The organism is Trueperaceae bacterium, assembly GCA_031581195.1.
GTDB lineage: Bacteria > Deinococcota > Deinococci > Deinococcales > Trueperaceae > SLSQ01.
Genome location: JAVLCF010000036.1, coordinates 1 through 10,478, shown reverse-complemented (window position 1 = coordinate 10,478; position 10,478 = coordinate 1). Strand labels below are relative to the sequence as shown.

The following is a 10,478-nucleotide window of genomic DNA, read 5'->3' as shown; positions in this document are numbered from 1 at the left end:
TCGGCCCCGATGGGGCGCGTCATCGCGGGCGCCACCAGTTCCTGGGCGATCGACGCCGACGGCGACGTCTGGGCGTGGGGCCGCGACACGGACGGGAGCCTCGGGCTCGGTAAGCCCTTCGGAGGCTCCACGACGGTCCCGCAGGAGCTGTCCGCGGACTTCGGCGGCAAGCCCGTGGCGACCGTCGCCCCCACGACGTCGGTCGTCCACGCCCGTACCGCCGACGGCGTCGTCTGGGCGTGGGGCCTGACCCCCTTCGACAACCTCGGGTTGGGGATCCAAGGGGACGAGGGGCCGGTGGTCGTCGAGGACGTGCGACCCCCCGCCACCCTCCCGTCGACGTGGGCCGAGGCGCTCCAGAACACGAACGACTGACCCCGAAGCCGCCCGAGCGGGTAGGCTGCCGCCCCATGAGCGACTCACGCATCGGTTTCGGCGAGGACGCGCACCGGCTGGAGAGCGGCCGGCCGCTCGTCCTCGGGGGGCTCGAGATCCCGGAGAGCCCCGTCGGGGCGGCGGCGCACAGCGACGGGGACGTGCTGCTTCACGCCCTGTGCGACGCCCTGTTGTCGGGCTACGGCCTCGGGGACATCGGGCAGTACTTCCCGCCCAGCAACCCCAACTACGCCGGGCTTGCGAGCCAGGTGATCCTGCAGACGGTGCAGGAGCGGATGCACGACGTGGCGGGGGACGTCGAGATCGTGAACGTCGCGGGCGTCGTGACGCTCGACCGCCCGAAGTTGGGGCCGCACCGCCTCGCCATCCAACGCACCGTCGCGGAGATGCTGGCGATCGAGCCCAGCCGCGTGGGGCTCGGCTTCAAGACGAGCGAGGGGTTGGCGCCCCGCCACGTCCAGGCGCGCGTGAGCGTGCTGATGCGGTCCGTGGCGGACGGAGACTGACGGGGCCCGGCGGCGGCGCGCCCGACGCAGGCACGACCCCCCGGCGCGGCCGGGGGGTCGTTCGCGTGGCGCGGTAGGCCCCGGCGCCCCGGGGGGCGCGCGGGGCCCGCGACGTCACGCCGTCTGGATCGTCACGACGACGCGACCGTCGCGAATCGTCGCGTCGAACAACTGCAGTTTCTTCAGCGCCGGCATGGTCGCCGCGCCGGTCTCGAGGTCGAACGTCGCGCCGTGGTGGATGCAGGTGATCGCACCGGGCTCGAGTTCACCGTCGTGGAGCGGCTTCTTGGCGTGGGTACAGCGGTCGGGCATCGCGTAGAAGCGCCCGTCCTGCCTGACGATCACCAGCTCGCGATCCTCGACCGTGACGGCGGTGATGCTGTTCTCGGCGAAGGCGTCGGCCGCACCGACGTCGTGCTGCGCGACGTCCGCCACTACAGTTTCTCCTTCACGCCGGGGACGCCCAACTTGGCTTGGACGACGCGCCCCACGTACTCCGCGGCCTTCGGCAGCGTCACGCGGCTCATGACCTCGTACAGGAAGCCGGTCACGAGGAGGTGTTCGGCGACCTCGGGCGGCATGCCGCGACTCATGAGGTAGAAGCGCTGGTCCTCGGGCACCGGCCCGGTGGTGGAGCCGTGCGAGCAGCGCACGTCGTTCGCGCCGATCTGCAGCTGGGGAATGCTGACCGCTTCGGAGTCGTCGTCGAGCAGGAGGTTGCGGTTCGTCTGGTAGGCGTCGGTCTTCTGCGCGCCCTCGTCGACGATGATGACGCCGCTGTAGACCGAGTGGCTGGCGTCGCGCACGGCGCCCTTGAACAGCACGTCGCTGAACGCGTGGTCCGCCTCGTGGTGCTGCACGGTGTACTGGTCGAAGTGCTGGCCTTCGTCCCCGAAGTACAGCCCCAGCATCTCCGACTCCGAGCCGGGGCCCTGCATGGTGGACTCGACCTCGGCGCGGGCGGCGTCCCCGCCGACGCTGACCGTGAGCGACTCGAGGCGGGCGTCCCGATCGAGTTTCGCGGCGACGCGTTGCATGTGCGCGACGTTGCGGCCCCAGTTCTGCAGCGCCAGGTAGCGGACCTTCGCGCCGGGGCCGAGCACGAGTTCGGTGACGGCGCCGTGGAACAGGCGCGCGTCGAACGTGTCGCTGGTGTATTCGTCGAGGAACGTGACCTTCGCGTTGTCCTCCGCGACGATCAACGTTCGGCCCATCGACAGGCCCCCGCGGTCGGCGCTGGTGAACGCCCCGAGGGGCAGCTCGACCTCGACGTTCTTGGGCACGTAGACGAACGTGCCGTCGCGCCAGAAGGCGGCGTTGAGGGCGTGGTACTTGCCGGCGTGCGCGTCGACGGCGGCGTAGAGGTGCTCGCGCACGAGGTCCTCGTGCTCGGTGACGGCGGTGCGCAGGTCGGTGACGATGACGCCCGCTTCGCGGACGGCGAGTTGGCGCTCGACGGTGGAGCCGTTCTTGTGCACGAGGATGCCTTCGGCGTCGGAGTCGGTCATCCGCATGCGGATGCGTTCCGACACGGCGTCGTCGGCGGGGCCGTCGGTCGGTTCGAGGCCGTCGACGGCGAAGCGCTTCAGGTCCGTGTAGCGCCACGCCTCGTCGCGTGCGGTGGGCCAGGGCGTCGCGTCGAACGTCCGCAACGCCGCCCGCCGTTCCTCGGCGAGCCAGTCGGGCTCGCCGGTGGAACGGATCAGGGCTTCGAGCGCCCCCGCACTGAGGAGGGGGTTGTCGGTCAGCGTCGCCACTACCCGACGCTCCCTTCCATCTCGAGTTCGATGAGGCGGTTGAGTTCGACGGCGTACTCGAGCGGCAGCTCCTTGGCGACCGGTTCGAGGAACCCGCGGACGATCAACGCCATCGCTTCGTCCTCGGCGAGACCGCGCGACATGAGGTAGAAGATCTGTTCCTCGTTGAGCTTCGACACCGTCGCTTCGTGCCCGACGTGCGCGGTCTTCTCGTCGATCTCGATGTAGGGGTAGGTGTTCGTCTTCGAGGTGTCGTCGAGCAGTAGCGCGTCGCATTCGACGTTCGACTTGGCGTTCTCCGCGCCCTCGTGGATCTGCACCAGGCCGCGGTAGCTGCTGGTGCCCTCGCCCTTGCTGATCGACTTCGACACGACGCTCGAGCTGGTGTTGGGGGCGGCGTGGATGACCTTCGCGCCGGCGTCCTGGTGCTGGCCGTCGCCGGCGAAGGCGATGGAGAGCACCTCGCCGTGCGCGCCGGGCCCGACCAGGTAGCAGCTCGGGTACTTCATGGTGACCTTGGAGCCGAGGTTGCCGTCGAGCCACCCCATGCTGGCGCCGGAGTGCACCATCGCGCGCTGCGTCACGAGGTTGTAGACGTTGTGCGACCAGTTCTGGATGGTCGAGTAGCGGACGTTGGCGTTGTCCTTGGCGATGATCTCGATGACGCCGCTGTGGAAGCTGTCGGAGGCGTACGTCGGGGCGGTGCAGCCCTCGATGTAGTGCGCCTTGGCGCCCTCCTCGACAATGATCAACGTGCGTTCGAACTGCCCGATGTTCTGCGCGTTGAGCAGGAAGTACGCCTGCAGCGGCACGTCGACCTCGACGCCCTTCGGGACGTAGACGAACGAGCCGCCCGACCACACGGCGCTGTTGACCGCGGCGTAGTAGTTGTCGTTGGGCGGCACGACGGTCGCGAAGTACTCCTTGAAGAGCTCCTCGTGTTCCTGCAGTCCCGTGTCGGTGTCGAGGAAGATCACGCCCTGCTTCTCCCACTCCTCCTTGAGGGAGTGGTAGACCATTTCGCTTTCGTACTGCGCGCCGACGCCGGCGAGGACCTTCTGTTCCGCTTCGGGGATGCCGAGCCGCTGGTAGGTGGCGCGCACCTCCTCGGGGATGTCGTCCCACGAGTTGGTGGTGCCCTGCTCCTCGTTGGGGCGGACGTAGAAGTAGATGTCGTCGAAGTTCAGGCCCGACAGGTCGGGACCCCACTTCGGGGCGCCCTTCTTCATGGCGATCTCGAGCGACTTGAGGCGGAAGTCGAGCATCCACTGCGGTTCGCCCTTGAAGGCGCTGATCTTCTCGATGACCTCGGGGGTGAGGCCCTTCTCGGACTTGTAGAAGTACTCTTCGGGGAGCTGGAAGTCGTACTGCTTCTCGTGCTCCATGCCGACGAGCTTGTCGGCGTCGGGGTGCTGCATCGGGGCGTCAGCCACGGGAGTCCTCCTTTACGCGTGCGGGGGCCGCACGGACGGGGCGTCGGTCGGTCGGGGCGGGCCTCAGGCGGGCGCCGCGCCGGACGCGACCTCGTTCTTGATCCAGTCGTAGCCCTTGCCGTCGAGCTCCATGGCGAGCTCCTTGTCGCCGCTGGTGATCACGCGGCCCTCCGCCATGACGTGCACGCGGTCGGGCACGATGTGGTTCAGCAGCCGCTGGTAGTGCGTGATGACGAGCGCACCAAAGGCGTCGCCCCGCGCGGCGTTCACGCCGTGCGCGACGACCTTGAGCGCGTCGACGTCGAGGCCGGAGTCGGTCTCGTCGAGGATCGCGTACTTGGGTTCCAGGACCAGCAGCTGCAGGATTTCGCTGCGCTTCTTCTCCCCGCCCGAGAAGCCCTCGTGCAGGTTGCGCTCGATGATCGACTCGTCCCAATCGAGTTCCTTCACGGCGGCCTGGAGCTTCGTGTAGAACTCCATGACGCCGATCTCGTCGTCCTCCTCGCGGCGCGCGTTCAGCGCGAGGCGGAGGAAGTTCGCGATCGACACGCCGGGTACCTCGACGGGGTACTGGAACGCCAGGTACAGGCCGGTGCGGGCGCGCTCGTCGGGCTCCATCTCGAGGACCGACTGGCCGTCGATGAGGATGTCGCCGTCGGTGATCTCGTAGGCGGGGTCGCCGGCCATCACCTTCGCGAGGGTCGACTTGCCCGAGCCGTTCTGGCCCATCAGGGCGTGGACCTCGCCGGCGGGGACGGTCAGGTCGACGCCCTTGAGGATGTCGACGCCCCCGGCGATGCGGGCGTGCAGGTTGCGGATCTCGAGTCGGTTGTCGCTCACGGTGCCACCTCGTGGGGTTGGAATGGATTCGCAGGAGGATACGCCGCCGGAGCCCCGGACCGGGTCGCCCAGTCTTCGGAAACGTTCCGAGTTGGAGTGTAGCAGACCGCCGCGGGCGCATCGTGTAGTGCGGCGCTCAGGATTCCCCGCCGGAGCCCCGCCGCCACCACGGACGCGGCGCCGCGTCGCCGTCGTCCGAGCGCTCCTGCACCGCATCTTCGTCCTCCGCGCCCCCCGGGACGGGGCGGCGGCGCGAGGCGCGCCCGAAACGCGGGGCGGCAGCCTCCGGGTCGGGCCGCCCGGTCGCCGCCCGCAACGCCGCGAGGAACGCCGGGACGTCCTCGAAGCGGGCGTCGGGCGTCCGCGCCATCGCGCGGCGCACGAGCTCCGCGAGGGCGTCGGGCACGCCGTCGCGCACCGCCCGCGGATCGCGCAGGACGCCGCTCGTGTGGGCGTGCAGGAGGTCCTCGTAGCGCGCCCCCTGGAAGGGACGCTCGCCGGTCACGACCTCGTACGTCGCGACGCCCAACGCGTACACGTCGCTGCGGACGGTCGCCGGACGCCCCTCGAAGATCTCCGGCGCCATGTAGAACGCCGTCCCCACCCGCGCGTCCCCCACCTCCCCGATCGAGGCGGCGGTCCCGAAATCGCCGAGCTTCGCGCGGCCCGCGTCGTCGAGGAAGACGTTGGCGGGCTTGACGTCGCGGTGCACCACCCGCCGGGCGTGCACGTGCGCGAGGCCCGACGCGACGTCCTCCACGATCCGCACCGCGCGCTCGATGCCCATGCGCCCGCGCTCCAACAGGTGCTGATCCAACGTCCCGCCGGCGCAGTACTCCAGCGCCAGGTAGGCGCCCGGGCCGGTCGAGCGGCCGTCGAGGCCGCGCACGACGTGCGGGTGGTCGAAGCGCATGCTGAGCACGACCTCGGTCTCGAACATGCGGCGGAGGGTGGGGTCGTCGCGGAGGTCGTCGCGCGGCAGTTTGAGCGCCACCTCCCCGAACCGGGCGTGACGGGCGAGGTGCACGACCGACGTCTGCCCTGCCCCGAGCCTCCGGAGCCGCGCGTAGCCCTCCGGCATCCACGTCGCGTCGCGTCCCTCCACGTCACCCTCCTGCGGGGCGGGCGCCCCCCGCGCGCAGCCGCGCGGCGCGGGGACGCTACCACGCGCCCCCGGCGCGGCCCGGGCGGCGCCCGCCCCCGCCGACGTGGTACCCTCCCCCTGCCTTTAACCCGGTCCCGTGAGGCCGAAAAGGAGACCACGTGCCGACCGCACGACCGACGCCGACCCCCTCGCGCCGCCCGACGCCCCTGCGTCGTGGCGGCGCGTTCGCGTGGGGCCGGCGGCGCGCGGCGTTCGCCACGTCCTCCGAGGGCAGAAGGAGGACCCCATGACCGACTCGACCCGGCGCGACGACGTGCGCGCCCTCCTCTCCCGGACGGAGTACCGCTTCGATCCGCGGGCGATCCCCATCGGCATCCAGATGCTGTTCGTCGCCTTCGGCTCGCTGGTGCTCGTGCCGATCCTCACCGGCCTCGACCCGAACGTCGCGCTGTTCACCGCCGGCGCCGGGACGCTCGTCTTCCAGCTCGTCACCCGCGGACGCGTCCCGGTCTTCCTGGCCTCGAGCTTCGCCTTCATCGCCCCGATCCAGATCGGCGTGCAGCGCTGGGGCGTCGCGGAGACCCTCTCGGGACTCGTCGCGGCCGGGTTGTTGTACGTCGCGCTCGCCGGCCTCATCCGCGCGCGCGGCGTCGCGGCGTTCGAGCGCCTCCTGCCCCCGATCGTCACCGGCCCCGTCATCATGGTGATCGGCCTCTCCCTCGCGCCGGTCGCGATCGACATGGCGGTGAACATGGACGGCGCGTACGCCGGGTCGGCGGTCGCCGTCGCGATGATCGCGCTCGCCGCGACCGCCGCCACCGCGCTCGTCGGCCGCGGCCTGCTGCGCCTCACCCCGATCCTGGTCGGCATCGCCGTCGGGTACGTCGTCGCGATCCCGTTCGGCTTCGTCGACCTCACCCCCATGCGCGAGGCGGCGTGGCTCGCCGTCCCGGCGTTCGTGACGCCGACCTTCCACCTGCCCGCCATCCTGTTCATCCTGCCGGTCGCGCTCGCCCCGGCCATCGAGCACTTCGGGGACGTCCTCGCGATCCGCAGCGTGACCGGCAAGGACTACCTCGCCGATCCCGGCGTCGACCGCACGATGCTCGGCGACGGTCTCGCGACCGGCGTCGCCGGCATGCTCGGCGGCCCCCCGAACACGACGTACAGCGAGGTGTCCGGCGCGGTCGCGCTCACCCGCGCGTTCAACCCGGCGGTCATGACGATCGCCGCGGTCGCGGCGATCGTGCTGGCGTTCGTCGGGAAGCTCGGCGCGTTCCTGCAGACGATCCCCGCCCCCGTCATGGGCGGCATCCTCGTGCTCCTGTTCGGAGGCATCGTCGTCGTCGGCATGAACACCCTCGTGCGCGCCCGCACCGACCTGAACGAGGCCCGCAACCTGGTGATCGCGTCGGTCGTGCTGGTCTTCGGGGTGGGCGGCATGCTGCTCGAGGTCGGCGACCTCCGGCTCGAGGGCATCGGGCTCGCCGGCCTCGTCGGCGTGCTCCTGAACGCCGTCCTGCCCCGCGGCGGCGGCGACGCGGAGGACGCCACGCAGGACGCGGAGGGCGACGCCGACGGGGCGGACGGGGCGCAGGCGACGCCGTGAGCGGGAAAGCCACCCTGCTCGACGCCCGCGAACTCGACCGGGCGTTGACCCGCATCGCGCACGAGATCGTCGAGCGCGCCAAGGGCGCCGACGACCTGGCGCTCGTCGGGATCCACACGCGCGGCGTCCCGATCGCCGAACGCCTCGCGGACCGCATCGCCAGCTTCGAGCCGGCCCGACCCGCCGTCGGGCACCTCGACATCACCCTCTACCGCGACGACCTCACCGAAATCGCGTTGCAGCCGGTCGTCAAGCGAACCGACGTCCCCTTCGACGTCGCCGGCCTGCGGCTGGTGGTGTGCGACGACGTGCTCTACACCGGCCGCACCGCCCGCGCGGCGCTGGACGCCCTGGTCGACCTCGGCCGCCCCGCGGTGATCCAGTACGCCGTCCTCGTCGACCGCGGCCACCGGGAACTGCCGATCCGCGCGGACTACGTCGGCAAGAACGTCCCCACGCGCCGCGACGAGGTCGTCAAGGTCCGCCTGACCGAGACCGACGGCGTCGACGAGGTCGTCCTCGACGAACGCCCCGACGGCGACGCCCGCGGGGAGGGGGCGGCGTGAGCGCGCCCCTGGCGCACCTGCGCGACGAGGGCGACCTCGACGAGGCCCGCATCCACGCGCTGTTCGACACCGCCGACGTCATGGCGCAGGTCCTGGAGCGGCCCGTCAAGCGCGTCCCCGCCCTGCAGGGCTTCACGATCGCCACGGCGTTCTTCGAGGATTCGACGCGCACCCGCCTCAGCTTCGAGCGCGCGGCGCGCGCGCAGTCGGCGGACGTCCTGACCTTCGCGAAGGGCGGGACGTCGCTGTCGAAGGGTGAATCGCTGTACGACACCATCGCCACCCTCGCGGCGCTGAAGGTCGACGCCTTCGTCGTGCGCCACCCCGCCGCCGGCGTGCCGCACCAGGTGGCGCGCTGGACCGACGCGAAGGTGATCAACGCCGGCGACGGACGCCGCGCCCACCCCACGCAGGCGCTGCTGGACGCCTACGCCTACCGCGCGGCCGGCGGCGCGGCGTTCGACCGCACGAAGCTGGTGATCCTGGGCGACGTCGCGCACTCCCGCGTCGCGCGCAGCGACGCGGTGCTCTGGGCGCGGCTCGGGGCGGAGGTCGTCCTGTGCGGCCCCCCGACCCTCCTCCCCCCCGCCCTGGCGGCCCTCCCGGGGGTCCGCCTCGAGCCGAACGTCGAGCGGGCGCTGGACGGCGCCCACGCCGTCATGCCGTTGCGCCTGCAACGCGAACGCATGGACGCGGCGCGCATCCCCTCGCTCGCGGCGTACGCGCGCCGCTACCGGCTGGATGCGGCCCGCCTCGCGCAGGCCGACCCGAACGCGTTCGTCCTGCATCCGGGCCCGATGAACCGCGACGTCGAGATCGAGGGCGCGGTCGCCGACGGGCCCCGCTCCCTCGTCACCGCCCAGGTCGCGGCCGGCCTCCCGGTCCGCATGGCGGTCCTCTACCACCTGCTCGTCGGAAAGGAGGCCGCATGAACGCCCCCGAGGAACGCATCCGGCTGCGCGGCGCCCACTGGCGGACGGCGCACGCCGACGAGGGGGTCCACGACCTCGTCCTGGCCGGCGGCCGCATCGAGGGCCCCACCCCCGAAGGTCCCGTCGACCGCGAGATCGACGCGACCGGCCTGGTGGGCACCCCCGCCTTCGTCGACCCCCACGTCCACCTGCGCGACCCCGGCTTCGAGGCGAAGGAGGACCTCGCCTCCGGCCTCGCCGCCGCCGCGGCCGGCGGGTACGGCACCGTCGTCTCGATGGCGAACACCGACCCGGTGATCGACGACCCCGACCTGGTGCGCTCGCTCCACGAGCGCGCCGCCGCCCTCCCCGGCGCCCGCCTCCTGCCCGCCGCCGCGTTGACGGTCGGGCTCGGTGGGACGCACCTGACCGACGCCGCCGGCCTCGTCGAGGCGGGCGCGGCGCTGTTGACCGACGACGGCATCCCCGTCGCGAACGCGGAGGTCATGCGCCGCGCCGCGGAGTGGGCGGCGGCCCTGGACGTCCCCATCCAGACGCACTCCGAGGACCCCGCCCTGCGCGCGGACGGCGTGATGCACGAGGGCGAGGTCAGCGAACGGTTGGGGCTGCCCGGCAACCCCGCCGCGGCGGAGGCGATCATGACGTACCGCGACGCGGAGATCGCGCGCCTGACGGGGGCGCACGTCCACGTCGCGCACGTCACGACCCGCGCGGCGCTCGAGGTGATCGCGTTCTTCAAGGCGCGCGGCGCGCCGGTCACGTGCGAGGTGACGCCGCACCACCTGACCCTCGATCACGAGGCGCTCGCGTCGTTCGACCCCATCTACAAGGTCGCGCCGCCGCTACGCACGCCCGACGACGTCGCGGCGTTGCGGGAGGGCGTCGAGAGCGGCCTAGTGGATTGCATCGGCACCGACCACGCGCCGCACACGCGCAGCGAGAAGCGGCGCGACCTCCTGACCGCCCCGTTCGGGATCGCCAACCTCGAGGTGGCGGTCCCGCTGCTGTACGAGCGGTTCGTCGCGTCCGGCGCCTGGCCGTTGGCGCGCCTGTTGGCGTTGCTGCAGGACGGGCCCGCGCGGGTGCTCGGGCGTCCCGCCCCGAGCCTCGCGGTCGGGGCGCCCGCCGACGTGGTGCTGCTGGACCTCACGACGCCGCGCCCGGTGGACCCGACGACCTTCGCGAGCAAGGCGGCGTTCGGCCCGTGGGACGGCGAGAGCCTGCGCGGCTGGCCGGTGCGGACGTTCGTCGGGGGCCGCGAGGTGTTCACCCGCCCCGAACGGGACGACCCCCGAGGTGCGGCCCGGAGCGCACCCGAAGGGGACGGTGAGTTG

At 72.0% G+C, this 10,478-nt stretch carries 11 protein-coding genes; 6 read left to right on the top strand and 5 right to left on the bottom strand.

The window, feature by feature from the left end; genetic code table 11:
* Together RI554_04940 and ispF are read left to right on the top strand one after the other, a co-directional pair.
* Positions 1-375: hypothetical protein (locus RI554_04940; protein MDR9391358.1), on the top strand; the 375-nt coding region annotated here is incomplete at its 5' end.
* Between the two features lie 35 nt (positions 376-410).
* Entirely contained in the window at positions 411-902 is a 492-nt protein-coding gene (ispF, locus tag RI554_04935; protein ID MDR9391357.1) for a 2-C-methyl-D-erythritol 2,4-cyclodiphosphate synthase, read from the top strand.
* A gap of 114 nt (positions 903-1,016) precedes the next feature.
* On the opposite strand, the gene RI554_04930 is transcribed toward ispF, so the two are convergent.
* The 5 genes from RI554_04930 to RI554_04910 all read right to left on the bottom strand — a co-directional run bounded on the left by RI554_04930 (position 1,017) and on the right by RI554_04910 (position 6,037).
* Positions 1,017-1,337, bottom strand: coding sequence for a Rieske 2Fe-2S domain-containing protein (locus RI554_04930; GenBank protein MDR9391356.1), 321 nt, complete (start codon positions 1,335-1,337; stop codon positions 1,017-1,019).
* Positions 1,337-2,659 carry a Fe-S cluster assembly protein SufD gene (gene sufD, locus RI554_04925; protein MDR9391355.1) on the bottom strand — a complete coding sequence of 441 codons (1,323 nt, stop codon included), beginning with the start codon at positions 2,657-2,659 and terminating at the stop codon, positions 1,337-1,339. The genes RI554_04930 and sufD overlap by 1 nt, the downstream gene beginning before the upstream one ends.
* Positions 2,659-4,092, bottom strand: coding sequence for a Fe-S cluster assembly protein SufB (sufB, locus tag RI554_04920; GenBank protein ID MDR9391354.1), 1,434 nt, complete (start codon positions 4,090-4,092; stop codon positions 2,659-2,661). The genes sufD and sufB overlap by 1 nt, the downstream gene beginning before the upstream one ends.
* A 63-nt stretch (positions 4,093-4,155) precedes the next feature.
* Positions 4,156-4,932 carry a Fe-S cluster assembly ATPase SufC gene (gene sufC / locus RI554_04915; GenBank protein MDR9391353.1) on the bottom strand — a complete coding sequence of 259 codons (777 nt, stop codon included), beginning with the start codon at positions 4,930-4,932 and terminating at the stop codon, positions 4,156-4,158.
* 136 nt (positions 4,933-5,068) lie between these two features.
* Positions 5,069-6,037 (bottom strand): serine/threonine-protein kinase, encoded by a 969-nt coding sequence (locus tag RI554_04910; protein ID MDR9391352.1) that lies wholly within the window; start codon positions 6,035-6,037, stop codon positions 5,069-5,071.
* A 286-nt stretch (positions 6,038-6,323) separates the two neighbouring features.
* On the opposite strand from RI554_04910, the gene RI554_04905 reads away from it, so the two are divergent.
* The 4 genes from RI554_04905 to RI554_04890 form a co-directional block, all read left to right on the top strand.
* Entirely contained in the window at positions 6,324-7,646 is a 1,323-nt protein-coding gene (locus RI554_04905) for a solute carrier family 23 protein (GenBank protein MDR9391351.1), read from the top strand.
* Positions 7,643-8,212 (top strand): bifunctional pyr operon transcriptional regulator/uracil phosphoribosyltransferase PyrR, encoded by a 570-nt coding sequence (gene pyrR / locus RI554_04900; GenBank protein ID MDR9391350.1) that lies wholly within the window; start codon positions 7,643-7,645, stop codon positions 8,210-8,212. Before RI554_04905 ends, pyrR begins: the two co-directional genes overlap by 4 nt.
* Positions 8,209-9,144: an aspartate carbamoyltransferase catalytic subunit gene (locus RI554_04895; protein ID MDR9391349.1), complete on the top strand. Its 936-nt coding sequence runs from the start codon at positions 8,209-8,211 to the stop codon at positions 9,142-9,144. The genes pyrR and RI554_04895 overlap by 4 nt, the downstream gene beginning before the upstream one ends.
* Positions 9,141-10,478: dihydroorotase (locus RI554_04890; GenBank protein MDR9391348.1), on the top strand; the 1,338-nt coding region annotated here is incomplete at its 3' end. The genes RI554_04895 and RI554_04890, both read left to right, overlap by 4 nt.

Bases quoted from the DNA above. Each gene is read 5' to 3' on its own strand.
- ispF (MDR9391357.1), top strand. From the start codon at position 411: ATGAGCGACTCACGCATCGGTTTCGGCGAGGACGCGCACCGGCTGGAG.
- RI554_04905 (MDR9391351.1), top strand. From the start codon at position 6,324: ATGACCGACTCGACCCGGCGCGACGACGTGCGCGCCCTCCTCTCCCGG.